The organism is Dactylosporangium sp. NPDC005555, assembly GCF_040605635.1.
Classification (GTDB): Bacteria; Actinomycetota; Actinomycetes; order Mycobacteriales; family Micromonosporaceae; genus Dactylosporangium.
The window spans coordinates 1-18,149 of sequence record NZ_JBEXDG010000008.1 but is presented as its reverse complement, the minus strand read 5'-3'; the positions used below and the strand labels follow the sequence as shown (position 1 = coordinate 18,149).

Here is an 18,149-nt window from a genome sequence, read left to right as displayed (position 1 = left end):
GCTCCGCCGACCGCGCGACGTGCGAGACCGTCCACCGGCCGACGTGCGGTAGACCACCCACCGCGTGACGTGCGGTGAATCGCACCACCCGCCGCGCACCACCCGCCGCGCACCACCCGCCGCGCGGTGGGCGGCGGATCGCGCCGTTCGCTTCACCGGGCGGTCGTGGCGCGGTCGATCGCGGACTCGACGCCGCCGACGCGGTCGGCGAGGAGGCCGACCGCTGCCACCGCGCGGGTCAGCGGGTCGTCCTGCGGCCCGCCCAGCGCCATTCGCCGCAGGTAGCCCGCCTTCACCTCGGCCCATCGGCGCGCCTGGTCCTCGCGCAGCCGGCCGCGCAGCTCGGCGAGCTTGAGCAGGTTCGCCTCGGCGCCGTCGGTAAGGGTCTGCGCCTCGCCGGCGTAGTGGTCGTCGATCAGCTGTTCCAGCTCGGCGTCGTTCATGACGGGCACGATCCGCTCCGCGAGCTTGTTCATGTTGCGGTAGGAGCCCTGCAGCCGGAACGGCGGTTCGGTGCGCGACGCGTCCGCCTGCGCCGCCGACGCCATGTAGGCGCGGTTGCTCGCCAGTACCACCTCCTGGACCCGCAGCAGATGGCGCAGCACCGCCAGGATCTGCTCGAGCTCGACCTGGGCATAGGGGTGCTCGAGCTGATCGGCGCGCACCCGGTCGTCGCCGCGGGCGAGCCGCACCAACAGCTCGACGTCGCCCTGGGCGCGCGTGGACAGCGGCGCCAGCACGGGGTTGGCGGTGAGCGCGTTCTCGATGAAGCTGAGCGCGAACAGCTCCTCCCTGCCGGACAGGACGTCGCCGAGGTTCCACACGTCGGCGCGGTTGGCCAGCATGTCCGGCACCTGGAAGTGGTGCCCCGACTCGGTGAACGGGTTGCCGGCCATGCACACCGCGAAGCGTTTGCCCCGAAGGTCGTACGTGCGGGTGCGGCCGTTCCACGTGCCTTCCATCCGGCGCTGCGCGTCGCACAGCGAGATGAACTGCTGCAGCAGCTCCGGCGAGACGTGCTGGATGTCGTCGAGGTACAGCAGGACGTTGCTGCCCATCTCCAGGGCGAAGGAGATCTTCTCGACCTCCTGCCGGGCCGTGGCGTTGGGCGCCTCGGCGGGATCGACGGAGGTGACACCGCGGCCGAGCGCCGGGCCGCTGACCTTGACGAGGACCAGGCCGAGCCGGTTCGCGACGTACTCCATGAGGGTGGTCTTGCCGTAGCCGGGCGGTGAGATGAGCAGCAGCAGACCCATCTGGGCGCCGGACCCGCCGAGCTGCCGGGCCAGGCTGTCGCCGATCAGCGGCAGGTACACCTGGTCGACCAGCTGGTTGCGGACGAATCCGCTCATCACCTTCGGCGTGTACTCGGTCAGCCGCAGCCGGTCCCGTTCGGCGGTGACGAGTTCGGCGCGGCGTCGCTGGTACGCCCGGAACGCCGGCATCCGCTCGGTGCGCATGGTCCGGGTCCGGGTGAGCAGTTCGTCGAGGCGGACGGGCAGCGTCCGGCCGGCGATGCGCGGGTGCGTGCCGAGCAGCCCCGGCACGTCGGCGGTCAGCGGCGCGGTGCAGTCGTAGCGCGGCAGCCGCGGGCCGCACACCTCGATGGCGACGGCTTCGGCCAGGTCCTCGGCGGCGAAGGAGCGCCCCGCGGCGAAGGACGTCAGCCACGCCTCGACCAGTTGACGGCGGGCGGCGAGGTTGTCGCCGAGGGCGCGCAGGTCGTCCTCGAAGGTCTGCCGGTCGTCGGTCAGCGCGGCCCGGAACGCGGCGACGACGGCCCGCGCGGCGGCGCTGGTGACGAACCCGGCCGGCGCGGTGGCGAGCTCCTCGAACAGGTACTCACCCGCGAGGACCGCGTCACCGGCGGACAGGGCCAGGCCGTTGGACGTGTGGAAGCCCGCGATCGACGTGGCGAGTTCGGCGGACAGGTCCCCGATCGCGGCAGACGGGCCGAACAGTGCGCGGGCCCGGGCGAGGGAGCCCACCCGCCGGACGAGGGACGCGTCCGGCGACCACGACAGCTGCGCCGCCGCTCGCGCCGCCGGTGGGAAGCGCAGCAGTCCGGCGGCGGCGTGCAGGCGCAGCAGCGTGTCGAGGATCAGGGCGGCGTCGTGGTCGTGCACGCCCCGCTCGTAGCCTTCGTCGAAGCGCTGCTCCGCCGCCCTGCGCACCACCTCGAGCAGGTCACCCCCGAGCAACGTCTTCGGGTCGAGCTCGGCGAGCAGTACCGACGCCAGATGCTCGGCGCGGTACACCTCCGGCGACTCCGACGGCAGCGGCTGCTCCCAGAACGGCCGGGCGGCGTCGAGGACGTCGTCGTGGACGGCCGAGCGGTAGTCGGTGCCGGTGACGGCGAAGGTCAGCCGGCCGTCGTGCGGGACGAGCGTGAGGTCGACGGGCTGGGTGTTGACCGCGAACCGGTGCCGGCCGAGGCGGATCGTGCCGCCGCCGTCGGTGAACAGGTCGAGCCGGTCGCGTAGTGCCCGGCCGGCCTCCAGGCGGGCCGCGGCGATCCGGCCCCGCAGCTCGTCGGCGCGCACCTGGTCGTCCAGGGCTCGCAGGTCGTCGGCGATGCCGTGCAGCTTCGCCGCCATCGGGTCGGAGGCGAAGTACGTGTTGACCGCGTCCAGCGAGTCGAGGGTCGCGGCCCGCCGGGCGACGCTGCCCAGGATGCGTTCGGCGGAGCCGGCGAGCCGGTCAGCACGTCGCGACCGCTCGTCCAGCAGCGCCTGCTTTCGGGCTGTGAACGCCTCGTACACCTCGGACCGTTTCGTGCCGAGCTGGTCGAGGAAGTCGTCGAACTCGCCGAACCTCGACTCCAGCTGCTCCAGCCGCAGCAGCAGCCGGCCGAGCTGTTCGTCGCAGCGTTGCGGGCTGTCGGCGGCGGCGAGCGCGCCGGTGATCGCCTGGCCGAGCAGGCTCGCCTCGGCCGCGAACTCGCCGCGCCCTTCGCGCTCCAGCAGGTCGCGGCGGCGGCCGTCGAGGACGGCCCGGGCCCGGTTGACGGCGCCGAGCACCGCGGCGACCCCCTCCAGGATGCCGATGCGCACGGTGGTGTCGGCGATGTCCAGCGAGCCGACCACCTCGGTGACCACCTGCAGACCGTCGGTCTGCTCGGCGAGGCGCTGCCGCACCGGTGCGGCCTCGGCGGCGGTGGCGATGGCTGCGGCGTCTGCGGTGAGCCGCTCGACCTCGGCGTGGTGGTCGTCGAAGGCGTCGTCGCGGCGCAGGAAGCCGACGGCCCGGTGCGCGGCGGCGGCGAGCTCGGCGGTGAGTACCCCGTCGAGCTCGTCGACGCGCCCGGTGTCGACGTAACGCACCTCGCGCAGCGTCACGAGCCTGCCCTGCGCGTGGCGCAGCTCGGTGAGCCGGCGCACCCAGCCGTCGGCGCCCGACGGGGTCTCACCCCGCGAACGGCGCACCAGCGACCCGATGCCGTCGGCGGCGTCGCGCAGGTCGGCGGCGGCGCGGCCGGTGAGGGCACGGACCTTCTCGTGCTCCTCGAGCGCCGCGGCGGCGGTCGCCCGGACCTCTGCGAGGGGCCCGAGCAGGTCGCCGACCTCGTCCTCGCCGAGCCAGTGGTGGTGGTCGGCGAGCCGCACGCACGCGGCGACGATCGCCTCGAACACCGGGCCGGCCGGGGCCATCTCCTCGACCATGCGCGCCACCGACAGGCAGTCGGAGACCCCGCGCACGAGGTCGGCGTTGCCGATGCGTTCCAGCGCCCCGCCGCCGGCCGGACGGGCCGCGGCGTGCGCGTCGGAGCAGAACGGCGTCTGCCAGACCTGCATCGTGTGGACCCGGGCCGGCGCGTCGGACAGCGCCCGGAACAGCACCAGGGTGCCGTCGTCGAACAGCGAGTAGCCGTGACAGGTCATGGGGTTGGCGACCGTCTTGCGGATCACGTTGTACGGCAGCAGCAGCGACCGTCCCTCGTCCCTGGCGTGGAAGACGTACAGGACGTCCTCGCCGTTGGTCGAGCGGATCACCCGTTCGAACTCCAGGTCCGTCACGTCGGTGTCGAACGTCTTGGTGACGCCGGTGTCCAGGTGGTACCCGCCGGGGAAGACGATGCCGTGGTCCTCGGGCAGGCGCAGGCACGCCTGGCCGATGCCGTCGAGCCGCACGACGTCCCTGGTCCGCGTGTTGAACACCAGGTAGCGGGTGACCGTCTCCTTGTACGGCAGGATCCGCAGCAGAATCAGCGCGCCCACGCGGGCGTAGGCGATGTCGGCGTCGGCGAGGCTCTGCAGCGGCTCGTCGACCGGCTCCGCGTAGATGCCCTCGCCGGTCTCGGTGTCGTTCTCCAGTTTGACGGTGAGGTCACCGCCGACCGTCTCGACGAAGACCTCGTCCTCGATGGAGACGTGCGGGTGCCGGCCGAGCACGTGGTGTTCCCGGGTGGTCTGCACCCACGCGAAGTCGTGGGTGGCCGGGAACGTGTCGTCGCGCTCGCCCCGGTTGTCCAGATAGGTGACGGTGCCGTCGGCGGCGACCCGCCAGCGCAGCACGCGGGTGTCGTCGACCCGCGGGCCGGTCTGGAACACCGCGAGGAGCCGGCCGTCGAGGCGGCGCAACCGCATCAGCCGGGTCTGCTGGTAGTAGCGGTACAGCTCGCTGAAGTCGCGCTGGAACTGCGGGTCGCGCAGCAGCCCGTCGAGGGGCTGCTCGTCGAACCGGACCGTGTCGCCGTCGCGGACGAAGCCGTGCAGGGAGAAGACGCCCTCGACCGTGGTCTCCGATTTGAGACCGATGAACACGTTGTACCCGAAGAGCATCAGCCCACCGACGGACACGATGTCGCGGGGCACGCAGTGGTTGCCGGTGCGGATCCCTTCGCTGCCCAGCAGTCGCATCTCGGCGCTGCCGAACACCTCGATCCGGCGGTTGTTGAGCAGGTCGGCCCTGCGGGTGAGCTCGGCGGCCTGGCCGGCCAGCCGGGCGCGGAGCACCTCGTAGGTGCCCGCGTCCAGGCCGGCCGATGACGTGTCGGTCTGCGTCACGGTCAGTGCTTCCCCGCCGCCAGGGACGCCGCCGGCGTGTCGGCGACACCGAGGTGCTGCGCAGCGGTGAGCAGTTCCTTGAGCTTCGCCGCGTCGGACCCACCGGCCTTGATCTGCTGGAGCAGCAGCGCGGACAGCGTGAGGTTGCCCATGTCCGCGGTGCTGATCGCGCCGAGCAGCCGTGCCAGGTCGTTGCCCAGGTCGGCGTTGCCGTTGAGGTACGGCGCGGCGACCGCGCCCATGACGTCGGAGTGCTGCACGAAACCGTCGATGCTCTTGCCCATCGTGATCGAGCTCATGAGCCGGTCGATGAACATGCTCTCGCCGCCGACGATGTCGATGTCGGCCTTCTCCAGACCGGCGGCGAGCACGTGCGCCTGCGACTCGGCGACCTGCCGAGACGCGTCGATGCCGGCGAGGCGGATCTCCTTCTCCGCCTCCAGGCGCAGCCGGTACTCCTCGTGCATGCGGGTCGCGTCGTCCAGTGCCGCCATCGCCGCGGCCTTGTCGGTGAGGCCCTCCGCCTCGCCCTTGAGCTTCTCGCGGATGGCTTCGGCGGCGACCAGCGCCCGCTCCCGCTCCACGCCGGCGTTGGCCCGGCCGACCTCGGCGGTGGCGAGCGCCTTGTCCCGCTCGACGGCCACCTCGGCGCGGCCGACCTTCTCGATCGCCTCCGCGCTGCGCTCACGCACCTGCACATCGGCGAGCCCGACGGCGGCGGCCTCGGCCTGGACACCCTCGGCGAGCCGGATCTTCGCGCGGGCGTCGAGCTCGGCGGTCTGCTGGCGGGCCTCGGCGAGGACGATTTCCTCGCGGGCCTTGAACTTCGCCGACGCCTCCGCCGCCTCGGCGGCCTTGATGTCCTTGACGAGGCTCTCCTGCGCCTCCGCCTCGGCCTGGATGACGACCGCCTGGCGGGTCCGCTCGGCCTCCTCGACCACCCGGAGCCGCTTGATCTGCTCCTCCTGCTCGGCGACGGTCTTGTCCACCGCGACGCGCTCGCGGACGACCTCGGCGATGCCGCGCCGCTCGATCTCCAGCTCCTTGTCCTTGGCGATCGTGGACAGCTCGGTCTCCCGCTGCCGGGCGATGACCTCCAGCATGCGGTCCTTCTCGATGCGTTCGGTCTCGATGGCGATGACCCGCTCGCGGTTCTTCTGCGCGACGGCGATCTCGCGGGCCTGGTTCTCCCGCTGGATGCCGAGCTGCTCGTCGGTGCGCAGGTCCGCGCCGTGCGCCTTGAGCCGCTCCTCCGCCTTCACCCGCACCACCTCGGCGTCCTCGCGGGCCTGCAGCGTCGCCACCTCGCGGGCCTGCCGGATCTCCGCCTCGGCCTGCCGCCGCTCCAGCTCGAGGATCGCCTCCCGCGCGTCGACGTCCTGGCGCTTGATCTCCTTCTGCTCGCTGCGCTGGAACTCGTTGGTCCGCACGTGCTCGATCGCCGTGAGCTCGGTGATCTTCCGGATGCCCTGCGCGTCCAGGATGTTCGCCGGGTCCAGCCGGCTCATCGGTGTCTGCTCGAGGAAGTCGATGGCGGCGTCCTCGAGGCTGTAGCCGTTGAGGTCGGTGCCGATGACCCGGATGATCTGGTCGCGGAACTCGTCGCGCTTGGTGTACAGGTCGACGAAGTCCAGCTGCTTGCCGACCGTCTTGAGCGCCTCGGAGAACTTCGCGTTGAACAGCTCCTGCAGCGTCGACTGGTCGCTCGCGCGGGCGGTGCCGATCGCCTGGGCGACCTTGATGACGTCCTCGACGGTCTTGTTGACCCGCACGAAGAACGTGATGCGGATGTCGGCCCGGATGTTGTCGCGGCAGATCAGGCCCTCGTGCCCGGAGCGCTCGATCTCGATCGTCTTGACCGAGATGTCCATGACCTCGGCCTTATGCAGTACCGGCAGCACAACGGCACCGGTGAAGGTGACGTCGACCCGCCGCACCTTGGAGATGATCAACGCCCTGCCCTGATCGATCTTGCGGAACAGCCGGGCGACCATGAGCAGCACGCCGACCAGGATGAGCACGACGACGGCGACGAGCACGGCGAGACCGGTGGTGATGACATCCATCGAGAAGTCCCCTTCTGAGTAGGGCGGGACAGGCAAGAGGTTGCAGAACAGCGCCGAGCGACGCCGCAGGCATGCGGCGCCGCCGGACGGTGGAGTTCGGTGTCAGGCGAGGGTGGCGGGGTCTGCCACGACCCAGAAGAACTCGCCGGTATCGTCGTATCCGTAGATGTACGCGGCGCAGCCGACGCTCAGTTGGTCCTCACCGGTCTGGCGCACCTGCACGATCGCCGACGACCCGTCCTCGACCGTGACCTCGGCCTGGCCGAAGGTCAGCGTCACGGTCCCGGTGCGGATGACACAGGGCCGGCCGAGGAAGTCGGCGCGGGACGGTGCGGGCGCCTCGGTGAACAGCCGCCGCAGCGGCAGGACGGCCAGCCGGGTGGCGAGCCAGGCGACGCCGAGCGCCACGATCAGCACGACGGCAGGGGCGAACGCGCCGTGCACCAGCGCACCGGCGGTGAGGCTGGCGAACCAGCCGACGGCGATCAGGAGCGAGGCGGCGACGGTGACCGGGACGCCGCCGAGCCCGACGACGCTCAACAACCCACCGTCCACATCGGATCCGCCGCCGTCGTCGAGCGTGTCGGCGTCCAGCGCACCGGCCACGACGACCACCCAGTAGGCGACGACGGCGAGCAGCAGCACGCTGAAGATGGCGGTGGGAAACGCGAACGCCGCGCCGATGAACGTGCTCATGTGCCCGCGACCGGACGTGGCCGCCCCGGCGACCGACGCCGCAGCGGCGTCGCTCCGATGTGGACGGTCAGATCCGACACGGGCACACGGTTGAACCGCTCGGCGGAGGATGCGGTGCGGATGACGAGAACGTCCACGACTGGGCCCTTTCTGGACACGGCAAAACCATTGCCGACCAGACTTCCCGGCGCACCTAGGCGTCACCTTACATTGACACCACCACTCCCGGTAGCCCTTTCCCGGCCCGGCCGGAGGCACTGCGCGAGCTGGTCGTGGCGGTGTGCGCGGCGCTGCGCGGACCGCCACGACCAGGGCTGGATCCCCGCCGGCTTGACCTGACGCCGGCGCCGCACCCTGGGCGGCTCAGGGCTGCAGGGCGGCCGGGAGGTCCTGATAGGCGACCGGGCGCAGGAAGCGTTCGATCGCCATCGTGCCGACCGACGTGCTGCGCCCGTCCGACGTGGCCGGGAACGGGCCGCCGTGCACCTGGGCCGCGTTGACCTCGACGCCCGTCGGCCAGCCGTTCCAGATGATCCGGCCGGCCTTGCGCTCCAGGGCCGGCAGCAGCCGGCGGGCCAGCGGCAGGTCGGCTGCTTCGCCCTGCAGGGTCGCGGTCAGCTGGCCTTCCAGCGACTCCACGACGGCGGCCAGCTCGTCGGCGTCGGCGCAGGTGACCAGCAGGGACGCGGCGCCGAAGACCTCCTCGCGCAGGTCCGGGGCCGCGGCGAACTCGGCGGCCGTGGCGGCGAAGACCGCGGGGCGGCAGCCCTCGGCCGCGCCGGCGACGATACGGTCGGCGCGGCCGGCGACGCCCTGCCGGTACGCCTCGGCGATCGCGGGGGTCAGCATCGTCGCGGACGGGGACTCCCCGAGGGCGGCGGCGAGCGCGGCCCGGAACGCGGGCAGGCCCGGTCCGTCGATCGCCAGCAGCAGCCCCGGGTTGGTGCAGAACTGCCCGGCGCCGGCGGTGAGGGAGCCGGCGAAGGCGGCGGCGAGGCCGTCAGGGTCGGCGGCCAGGCGGGCCGGGAGCAGCAGGACCGGATTGATGCTGGACATCTCGGCGTACACCGGAATCGGCACCTTCCGCGCCTGCGCGACGGCCATGAGGGCCAGGCCGCCGGAGCGGGAGCCGGTGAAGCCGACGGCGGCGATGTGCGGGTCTGCGACCAGCCGCGCGCCGAACTCGTTGCCGGGGCCGGACACCAGGGCGAAGACGCCGTCGGGCAGCCCGGTCGCGGCGGCCGCCTCGGTGACGCAGCGGCCGGCCAGCGCGCCGGTGCGCGGGTGGGCGGGGTGGCCCTTGACCACGACCGGGCACCCGGCGGCCAACGCGGCCGCGGTGTCACCGCCGGCGACGGAGAACGCGAGCGGGAAGTTCGACGCGCCGAAGACCGCGACCGGGCCGAGCGGGATCCGGCGGGAGCGCAGGTCCGGGCGCACGCCCGGGGCGCCGGGCACGTGTCGCGGGTCGTCCCATTCCGGCGTCTCCAGCAGGTCGGCGAACATCCGCAGCTGGTTCGCGGTCCGGCCCAGCTCGGTGCGGCCGCGCGCCTCGGGCAGCGCGGTCTCGGCCCGGACGAGCTCGACGAGTTCGTCGCCGTTGGCGGCCAGCCGGTCCGCGATCCCGCGCAGGAACTCGGCGCGTCGCTTGGCCGGCAGCGCGCGGTACCCGTCGAAGGCCGCCCCGGCCCGGGCGCAGGCGGTGTCCAGTTCGGTCGTGCTCATGCGACCTGCCTTTCCTGCTCGGCGAGGGCGGCGAAGAACAGCGCCATGCCCATCGCGCCCGCGTCGGGGGTGCCGATCGCGCGGTCGCCGACGTAGCTGGCGCGGCCGGCCCGGGCCCGAAGCTCCGATGTGGACGATGCGGCCCTGGCGGCGGCCTCGGCGGTGCCGGTGAGGTCGCCGGGGTGCGCGGCGAGGAAGTCGCGGGCCGGGATGAGGCAGTCGAGCATCGTGCGGTCGCCGAGCCTCGCCTCGCCGACGCGCTGGATGGCCGCGATGCCGTTGGTCAGGCCCTCGACGAGCGTCGGCGCGGCCGCCATCTCCTGCAGGAGCAGGCCGATGAGCGGGCCGCTGGTGCCGCCGACCTCGTCGAGGAAGCACGTGGCGGCGACGGCCAGCTCGGCCTGGGCCGTCGCGTCCGCGGGCATCCGCTGGACGACGAGGCGCAGGGCGCCGCGCAGGTTGTCGCCGAAGTCGCCGTCGCCGGCCGCCTGGTCCATCGCGGTCAGCTCGGCGTGGTCCCGCTCCGCCAGGCGGAGGAAGGTCTCCATCAACATCGAAGTGCTCACTTCCGAAGCGTCGCGGTCCAGACCGGCGCGTCCCAGAGGGCCTGCCAGTCGTCCTGCAGCATGGTCACGGTCAGGGAGAAGCCCTTCATGTCCAGCGCCGGCGTCCAGGTGCCGACGAGGCTGCCGCCGAGCGAGATCCCGCGCTCGGCGATGGCGTCGGCGGCGATGGCGTAGACGTTGTGCAGCTCGATCCCGGTCGTGGCGCCGAGCCCGTTGACCAGCAGCAGCGCCCGGTCGCCGGCCGGGGTCCCGGCGAGCACGTCGTCCAGCATCCGGCCGACCAGTTCCTCCAGCGGCGGTCGCGGCACGCTGCGGGCGGCGCGCTCGCCGTGGATGCCGACGCCGTACTCCACCTCCCCGTCCGACAGGTCGAAGGCGAGTCTTCCGGTGGCGGGTGAGGTGTGGGCCTGGGCGGCGACGGCGATGCTGCGGGAGCGGGCGGCGATGCGCGCGCCCAGCTCGGCCAGTTCGCTCAGGCCCAGCCCGGTGTCGGCGGCCGCGCCGAGCAGCTTCTCGACCAGGATCGTGGCGCCGGTGCCGCGGCGGCCGGTCGTGGTGTCGGCGGAGTCGGTGGCGATGTCGTCGTCGATGAGGACCCGCTCGACGCGGATGCCGTCGTGGCGCAGCCGCTCGGCGGCGATGCCGAAGTTGATCCGGTCGCCGGTGTAGTTCTTGACGATGTGCAGCACGCCCTCGGGTCCGGCGACGGCGTTGCTGGCCTGGTACACCTGCCGGTTGTGCGGCGAGGCGAAGACCTTGCCGGGCACCGCGGCGTCGAGCATGCCGCGCCCGACGAGCCCGGCGTGCATCGGCTCGTGGCCGGAGCCGCCGCCGGAGACGATGCCGACGACGCGGGCGGGGTCCGGCGCGACGGCCTGGACGAAGACGGGGTCGGTGTGCAGGGCGACGACGTCGGCGTTGGCGCGCGCGAAGCCGCCCAGCGCCCGGTCGACGTAGTCGCCCTCGGACGCGAGGAACGGTGCTGCCATATGAAGGAACTCAGCTCTCAGACTGACAGTGGTGGGCCCAGCGACTCGCGGGTGATCAGGGTCGCGGGCAGGACGATGTCGGCGAGGTCGGTCTCGCCGGCGATGCGGCGCAGCAGCAGCTCGGCGGCGGCGCGCCCCATCTCGTACGCCGGCTGGGCGATCGCGGTGATCGGCGGCTCGACGAGCGGGAAGAGGCTCATGTCGTCGAAGGCGAGCAGGCTCACGTCGGTCGGGATCTTCAGCCCGGCCGCGCGGATGGCCATGAGCGCGCCGACGGTGACGAGGTTGTTGAAGCAGAACACGGCGGTCGGGGGCTCGGGCATGGCCAGCAGCTGGGTCATGGCCCGGTGGCCGCCGTCCTCGCCCAGGTGGCCGTGGCTGATGTACTCCTCACGGACGGGCAGGCCCGCGTCGCGGTACGCCAGCCGGAAGCCGGACAGCCGCTGGCAGGCGGTGTCGAAGTCGCGCGGGCCGGAGATCATCGCGACCTTGGTGTGACCGAGCCGGAAGAACTCGCCGACCGCGTCGCGGGTGACCTTGCGGTTGTCGGTGCGCACCAGCGGCGCGTGCAGTCCGCGCGGGCGCCGGTCGACGAGCACCAGCGGCCCGCGCTGACCGGTGAGGGCCGAGCGGAAGCTCTCGTCGGTGCCCAGCGTGGTGGCGGCGAGCCCGGCGAAGGTGCCGTCGTGCAGCGAGGTCACCATCTGCCGCTCCCGCTCCGGGTTCAGGTGGGAGCCCGCGATGACGAGCTGATAGCGCTCCTCCGCGGCCCGGTCGGCCATGCCCTGCGCGACCGAGGCGTAGAACGGGTTGACGATGTCCGGCACGAACAGGCCGAGCACGCTGCTGCGGCCCTGGGACAGGGCGCGTGCGGCGGCGCTGGGCACGTAGTCGAGCCGGGCCGCGGCGGCCAAGACCTTCGCCTTGGTCTCCGCGGTCACCGACGCCTCATCGCGCAGGGCGCGCGTCACGGTTGCGGTCGACACCCCGGCCAGTCTGGCCACGTCCCGAATGCCTGCCACAATCTGCTCCTCAGCTGGTAAAAGCGGACCCTCATCAAACCGGAAGGACGCCGGCTTCCACCAGGGCCGACCGGATGGTAACCCGCTCCGCCTCGCTCACGGGGGTCAACGGGTGAGCGCCGAGCCCGCCGTTGCGGCCCTGCAGCTCGAGCGCGGCCTTGATCCGGACCGTCATGTTCGGCCCGTCGATGGCGCGCCACACCGGCAGCAGCTTGTTGTGGATGTCCAGTGCGGTCTTGTGGTCGCCGGCCTGCACCGCGTTCCACTGCGCGACGCACAGGTCGGGCACGACGGTGAGGGTCGCGCTGACCGCGCCCTGGGCGCCGAGGAGGTAGGCCGGGTACAGCAGGTCGTCGACGGCGGTCAGCACCGCGCCCTCGGTCGGGGCGGCCTTGAGCAGGTCGGCGAGCTGGTGGATGTTGCCGCCGGACTGCTTGACGCCGACGACCAGCTCGATCTCCTGGATGCACCGGTAGACGGTGGTGGCCGGGATCAGCGCGTACGGGATGACGTTGTAGATGATGACCGGCGCCCCGGTGGCCTCGGTGATGCGCCGGTAGTACTCGATCGTCGTCGCCTCGTCGGGCTGGAACAGGTAGTGCACCGGGGTCACCTGCAGCGCGTCGACGCCGGTCTCGGCGATCGCCTTGCCGTAGCGGATGACCTCGGCGGTCGAGTCGCGGATGATGCCGGCGATGACCGGGATCGCCCCGGCGACCTCCTCGACGGCGACCTTCGCGATGGTCACGGACTGCTCCAGCGAGAGCATCTGCCCGTCACCGGTCGAACCGGTGACGCAGATGCCCTGCACGCCGGCCGCGAGGTGCAGCCGGATCTCGGCCCGCAGCGCCTCGACGTCGATGTTCTCGTCGGCGTCGAACGGGGTCACGAGCGGCGGGATGACGCCCTTGAAGGCGGTCTTCGTAGCCAGGGACATGTGTTTGCAGCCTTTCCAAGCCTCAGCGGTTCATGTAACCGGTTACAGCTGACCGCCAGAATCGCCGATCTCCGGCCTCCTGTCAACGGCTTGTTTCAGGGCACTGAACTGGAATGTTTCGTCTTCCCCACTTGACACCGACCGGGCCTGCCGTCACGGTGTAACCGTTAACACGGGGCAGCAATCAGTCGGCAACAGCGAGGACACATCACATGCTTCGACGCCCTCCGAGAGCTCGGCACACCCTGACGGCAGCTGCCGTCGCCGGCGCTCTCGCCCTGACCTCGGCCTGTGCTCCACCGTCAGCCAAGAGCCCGGGCGGCAGCGCCGCGGACAACGGCGGCCCGATCAAACTGACCTTCTGGACCAACCTCACCGTCAAGGCGCAGGCCGACGTCATCAAGCAGCAGGCGGACCAGTGCGTCGCCAAGCAGACCGACGTCAGCGTGGCCTTCGAGGCCGTGCCCTTCGACAGCATGTATCCGAAGATGGTCACGGCGTTCCGGGCCGGCAACGGCCCCGACATCATGAACACCATCGAGGGCGGCGTGGCCGCGGCGCAGGCCGGCGACTACATCGTCCCAGTGGACGACGTGGTCGACAAACACGGGCGGGACGACTTCGTCGGATCGTTCCTGCACGCGGTGGGCAAGGACGGCAAGACCTGGGCGGTGCCGGACTGGGCGCTGCACCAGGAGGTGTACTACCGCAAGGACCTCTTCGCGGCCAAGGGCATCAAGGTGCCGACCAGCTGGAGCGAGCTGCTCACCGCGGCCAAGGCGCTGGACAACCCGGCCGGCGGCGTGCGCGGCTTCTCGGTGCCGATGGCCTCCGCGCTCGTCGCGCCGCAGACGTACTACCAGTTCCTCTACGCCAACGGCGTGCACACCTTCGACCCGAAGACCGGCGCCTACGCGCTGGACAAGGACAAGGCCAAGGCCGTCGAGGCGACCCAGTTCATGCTCGACCTCTACAAGGCCGCCTCCCAGCCGGAGTCGCGCACGTGGGCCTGGACCGACTTCCGCACCGCGTTCGTGCAGGGCAAGAGCGCGATGACGCTGGACTTCGGCGCCGTCGTGGGCATGGCCAACGAGCAGAACCCCTCGATGCTCGACAACATCGGCGTGTTCCAGCTGCCCGGCCCGACGACGGAAGCCAAGCCGCAGGGCTCGCTCGGCGGCGGCTACTTCTACATGATCGGCAAGAGCAACGACCGCCGGCAGCAGGCCGCCAAGGACCTCGTCGGCTGCATGATGCAGGCGGACCTGCAGGCGGCCCGGGTCAACACGCGCCCCGTGTTCGCCCTGCCGGCCACCAACAGCGCTGCCAGGTCCGCCGTCTACACCGGTAACCCCACGGTGCAGAAGTTCGCCGAGCAGGTGCAGACCATCCGCGACAAGTCGCTGCCCGAGTGGTACCGCTACGGCATGGAGGCCGGGCTCAACCCCTTGGCCGGCCAGATCGAGGCGACCACCTTCGTGGGCGACAACCTTCAGGCCGCGGCGGCCGGCAACCAGACCGCCGAACAGGCCTTCGACAAGATCAATACCGAGATGAAGCGTCTCGCCAAAGTGAGCTGACAGGCGGACTCATGGCCTCCACACCCGCGGTCTTCTCGCGTGGGCTGACCGGACGGCAGCAGCGGGCAGGCATCGCCTTCGCCCTGCCCGCTGCGCTGCTGTTCGCGACGATCCTCGCGTACCCCATCTTCGAAAGCTTCCGTACCTCGCTGTTCTCGATCGACCTGCTCACCGGCAACGCCGAGTTCGCGGGCCTGTCGAACTTCAGCGAGATCTTCTCCGACGAGACGCTGTGGTCGACGATCGGCCACACACTGATCTGGACCGTGCTGTCGCTGGCCGGCCAGCTCGGCCTGGGCCTGGCCGCGGCGCTGCTCATCGACGCCGACTGGCCCGGGATGCGCTGGATCCGCCAGCTGCTGCTGATCCCGTACGTCGTGCCGGTCATCGCCAGCGCGCTGGTCTGGCAGTGGATGCTCGACGGGCACTACGGCGTCATCAGCACCAGCCTGCAGTCCTGGGGCGCGCTCGACCCGGGAGCCAACCCGCTCGGGCAGGAGTCGACCTCGCTGGCGACGGTCGTGCTCGTCAACATCTGGCGCGGCTTCCCGTTCGCGATGCTCGTGTTCTGGGCGCGCATGCAGAGCATCGACCCGGCGCAGTACGAGGCGGCCCGGGTCGACGGCGCCGGTCCGTGGCGCGAGTTCGTCCACGTGACGCTGCCCAACCTGCGCTCCGCGGCGCTGTCCCTGCTGGCGCTGCGGGGCATCTGGACCCTCATGTACTTCGAGCTGGTGTGGCTGCTGACCCGCGGCGGCCCGGCCGGGTCCAGCGAAGTGTTGTCGACGTACATCTACAAGGTGGTCATGGGTGAGTTCCGTGTCGGTTACGCAGCAGCGATCGCATCCTTCGCCGGGCTCTTCCTCGGCCTCGTCGGGCTCGTCGGCTGGATCCTCTACCGGTTCCGCGTCCGGCGTGCGGCCTGAGCAGCGGCGCTCGAAGGCGTCCAAGGCCGGGATCGCCGGCCGGGTCGTCGCGCTCGCCCTCATCGTCTTCTTCGCCGTCGGGCCGATCCTGTGGATGGTGATGAGTTCGGTACGCCCGGCGGACCAGCTCTTCCAGAGCGACCCGTCGGTCGTGCCGACGGCGGTCACCGGCGCCTGGTACGAGGAGGTGTTCGGCTCCGGCGCGCTGCGCTGGTTCGCCAACAGCTTCGTGGTCGCGATCGTGACGACGCTCGTCTCGCTCACGCTGGGCACGGCGGCCGGCTACGCGGTCACCCGGTTCACCTTCCCGGGCCGCCGGGTGCTGCTGGCCTGCCTGGGCGTCTCGTACCTCTTCCCGGCGATCCTGCTGCTGGTGCCGCTGTATCTCGTGCTCGCCTCGCTGGGCCTGGCCGGCTCCCTGGCCGGCATCATCATCGCGCACCTGACGATCACGCTGCCGCTGACGACGTGGCTGATGAAGAGCTTCGTGGAGGCGGTGCCACGGGAGCTCGAGGAGGCCGCGTGGGTCGACGGCCAGGGCTACCTGGGCGCCTTCCTGCGCGTGACGCTGCCGCTGCTGCGCACGGGCCTGGCCACCACGGCCATGTTCGCCTTCATCCTCTCCTGGGACGAGTTCCTGCTCGCCAGCGTCATCGCCCAGGGCGACAACGTCACCGCACCGGTCGGCATGGCCGGCCTCGTGACCTCCTTCGACATCCGCTGGGGCGCCATCATGGCGCTGAGCACCCTCGTGACGATCCCGGTCGTGGTCCTCTTCTTCGTGCTGCAGCGGTACTACGAAAAGGGCCTGACCGCCGGCAGCGTGAAAGGCTGAATCCGTTGGACACCAACGTCCTGACCCCGCAGGTGCTCGTGGTCGGTGCCGGCTCGGCCGGCGTGTCGGCGGCGGTCGCCGCCGCCGAGTCGGGCGCCGACACGCTGCTCGTCGAGGCGACCGGCCACGTCGGCGGCACGCTCGCCTGGCAGCTGCTGGAGCACAGCGCCGGCTTCCACGACGCCGCCGGCAACCAGGTCACCGGCGGCGTCGGGCAGCGGATCATCGCGCTGTTGCAGAGCTACGGCGGCAGCCCCGGCCACATCCCGGACGACGTCGCCTACACCGCCACCCGCACCCCGGTCAACCACGCCGAGCTCGCCATGGCCGAGGCCGTGCTGCTGCACCGGGCCGGCGTCACGCTCATGCTCAACACCGCCGTCGTCGGCGTGTCCACAGTGGACTCGAAAGTCGCCGAGGTGCGCGTGGAGACGGCCGGCTCCGGCGGTACCGTCATCAGACCCACCATCGTCGTGGACTGCTCCGGCGACGCGGTCGTGTTCGCCCTGGCCGGCGCGGCCGTGCAGACCGACCGGCCGGGCCGCACCCAGCCCGTCTCGCTCCTGCTGCGCCTCGGCGGCGTCGACTTCGGCCCGCTGCTGGACCACGCCCGCGCGCACCCCGAGGACTTCCGGGCCGGCAGCCGCATCGGCCGGCCGGACGAGGACCACGTGAACCTGTGGGGCTTCGGCGCGCTGCTGGACGCCGGCCACGCCGACGGACGCCTCTCGTGGCGCCGCACCGAGCTGCACCTGGCCGGCTGGCCGACCCGCGGCGAGGCGGTGCTGAACGTGACCCGCACGGTCTCGGGCTACCTGATCCTCGCCAACCAGGTGCTGGAGACGGTCGCCTGGTTCCGCCGCTACGTTCCCGGCGGCGCCAACGCGTACCTGTCGGCCGTCGGCGACCGCGTCGGCGTCCGCGAGTCCCGCCGGATCCTCGGCCTGCGCACGCTCACCCAGGACGACGTGCTGAGCGCCCGCCGCGACGAGACCGCGATCGGCATGGGAGCCTTCCCGATCGACGTCCACGACGCCGACGCACCAGGCCTGTCGCACACCGACGGGCTGCCCGCCGCCTACGACATCCCCTTCGGCACCCTGGCCGCCCGCGACCTGACCAACCTGCTCGCCGGCGGCCGCTGCATCTCCACCACCCACGAGGCGAACGGTTCGGCCCGCATCACCGCGACCTGCTTCACCACCGGCGAGGCGGCGGGCACGGCGGCGGCCCTGGCCGCACTCGGCGGCACCGACACCCACGCCGTGGACGTCGGCAAGCTCCAGGCGACCCTGCGCTCCCGCGGCGTCATCGGCGCCCGGTAACCCAGAAGGATGCCGCCCGGCCCGGCCTTCGCGGGCGCGCCGGGCGGCCTCTTCCGCCTACAGCTTGCCCACTTCCCAGCGCTCGGCTTCCCCGCACTCGGCGGAACGGCGGTGAGCCCAGCGGGTCAGCGCGACTGGTAGACGAACCTGTCCGTGGCGGGCGTTCTAGTAACGATCGAGGATGCCCGGCCGGATGGTCGGGGCATCCTCGCGTTGACCCGACGTACGGCGCCGAACGCATGGACCGCAGCCAGATGCGGGCGTCAGGGCGCGTACGGGTGGCACCTTGGGGCGGTGCGGAGCGACGTGGGTTCTGTCGGTGACTGGGGTTGCCCCGTTTTGACGGACAGGGTTGTTGAGGTGGTGTCAGGCTACCTGACAGAGCTGGGATTCGTTGCGTAGCTTGGTTTCGTAAGCTGCTGGGCTGAGATAGTCCAATGTGGAGTGTCGACGGCGGGTGTTGTACCAGCCTTCGA

13 protein-coding genes are annotated in these 18,149 nt (G+C 71.7%); 4 read left to right on the top strand and 9 right to left on the bottom strand.

The window, feature by feature from the left end; all coding sequences use genetic code 11:
- Positions 1-152: 152 nt before the first annotated feature.
- The 8 genes from ABZS58_RS11480 to ABZS58_RS11445 all read right to left on the bottom strand — a co-directional run bounded on the left by ABZS58_RS11480 (position 153) and on the right by ABZS58_RS11445 (position 13,007).
- Positions 153-5,006, bottom strand: a complete 4,854-nt coding sequence (locus ABZS58_RS11480; RefSeq protein WP_354780192.1) for a DNA repair ATPase — start codon at positions 5,004-5,006, stop codon at positions 153-155.
- 2 nt (positions 5,007-5,008) lie between these two features.
- Complete coding sequence (locus ABZS58_RS11475; RefSeq protein ID WP_354780190.1) at positions 5,009-7,072, bottom strand: flotillin family protein; 2,064 nt, start codon at positions 7,070-7,072, stop codon at positions 5,009-5,011.
- Between the two features lie 102 nt (positions 7,073-7,174).
- Positions 7,175-7,768 (bottom strand): hypothetical protein, encoded by a 594-nt coding sequence (locus ABZS58_RS11470; RefSeq protein ID WP_354780188.1) that lies wholly within the window; start codon positions 7,766-7,768, stop codon positions 7,175-7,177.
- 363 nt (positions 7,769-8,131) lie between these two features.
- The gene (locus tag ABZS58_RS11465; RefSeq protein WP_354780186.1) at positions 8,132-9,493 is read right to left on the bottom strand and encodes an aldehyde dehydrogenase (NADP(+)); all 1,362 of its coding nucleotides are present in this window, start codon (positions 9,491-9,493) and stop codon (positions 8,132-8,134) included.
- A complete protein-coding gene (locus ABZS58_RS11460; RefSeq protein ID WP_354780184.1) occupies positions 9,490-10,059 on the bottom strand; it encodes a DAK2 domain-containing protein in 570 nt (189 codons plus the stop codon). The genes ABZS58_RS11465 and ABZS58_RS11460 overlap by 4 nt, the downstream gene beginning before the upstream one ends.
- Positions 10,056-11,048: a dihydroxyacetone kinase subunit DhaK gene (locus ABZS58_RS11455; RefSeq protein WP_354780182.1), complete on the bottom strand. Its 993-nt coding sequence runs from the start codon at positions 11,046-11,048 to the stop codon at positions 10,056-10,058. Before ABZS58_RS11455 ends, ABZS58_RS11460 begins: the two co-directional genes overlap by 4 nt.
- 17 nt (positions 11,049-11,065) lie before the next feature.
- Positions 11,066-12,070 carry a LacI family DNA-binding transcriptional regulator gene (locus tag ABZS58_RS11450; RefSeq protein WP_354780180.1) on the bottom strand — a complete coding sequence of 335 codons (1,005 nt, stop codon included), beginning with the start codon at positions 12,068-12,070 and terminating at the stop codon, positions 11,066-11,068.
- A 34-nt stretch (positions 12,071-12,104) separates the two neighbouring features.
- The gene (locus ABZS58_RS11445; protein WP_354780178.1) at positions 12,105-13,007 is read right to left on the bottom strand and encodes a dihydrodipicolinate synthase family protein; all 903 of its coding nucleotides are present in this window, start codon (positions 13,005-13,007) and stop codon (positions 12,105-12,107) included.
- Between the two features lie 212 nt (positions 13,008-13,219).
- Between ABZS58_RS11445 and ABZS58_RS11440 the strand changes: the two genes are divergently transcribed.
- From ABZS58_RS11440 to ABZS58_RS11425, 4 genes are read left to right on the top strand one after another with little or no spacing between them, the layout of a single operon-like run.
- The gene (locus tag ABZS58_RS11440; RefSeq protein WP_354780176.1) at positions 13,220-14,587 is read left to right on the top strand and encodes a sugar ABC transporter substrate-binding protein; all 1,368 of its coding nucleotides are present in this window, start codon (positions 13,220-13,222) and stop codon (positions 14,585-14,587) included.
- Between the two features lie 11 nt (positions 14,588-14,598).
- Entirely contained in the window at positions 14,599-15,513 is a 915-nt protein-coding gene (locus tag ABZS58_RS11435; RefSeq protein ID WP_354780174.1) for a sugar ABC transporter permease, read from the top strand.
- Positions 15,503-16,348 carry a carbohydrate ABC transporter permease gene (locus ABZS58_RS11430; protein ID WP_354780172.1) on the top strand — a complete coding sequence of 282 codons (846 nt, stop codon included), beginning with the start codon at positions 15,503-15,505 and terminating at the stop codon, positions 16,346-16,348. Before ABZS58_RS11435 ends, ABZS58_RS11430 begins: the two co-directional genes overlap by 11 nt.
- Positions 16,349-16,353: 5 nt before the next feature.
- Positions 16,354-17,673, top strand: coding sequence for an FAD-dependent oxidoreductase (locus ABZS58_RS11425; RefSeq protein WP_354780170.1), 1,320 nt, complete (start codon positions 16,354-16,356; stop codon positions 17,671-17,673).
- 366 nt (positions 17,674-18,039) lie between these two features.
- Here the strand turns inward: ABZS58_RS11425 and ABZS58_RS11420 are convergent.
- The coding region (locus tag ABZS58_RS11420; RefSeq protein ID WP_354780571.1) for an IS3 family transposase at positions 18,040-18,149 on the bottom strand (110 nt) is incomplete at its 5' end.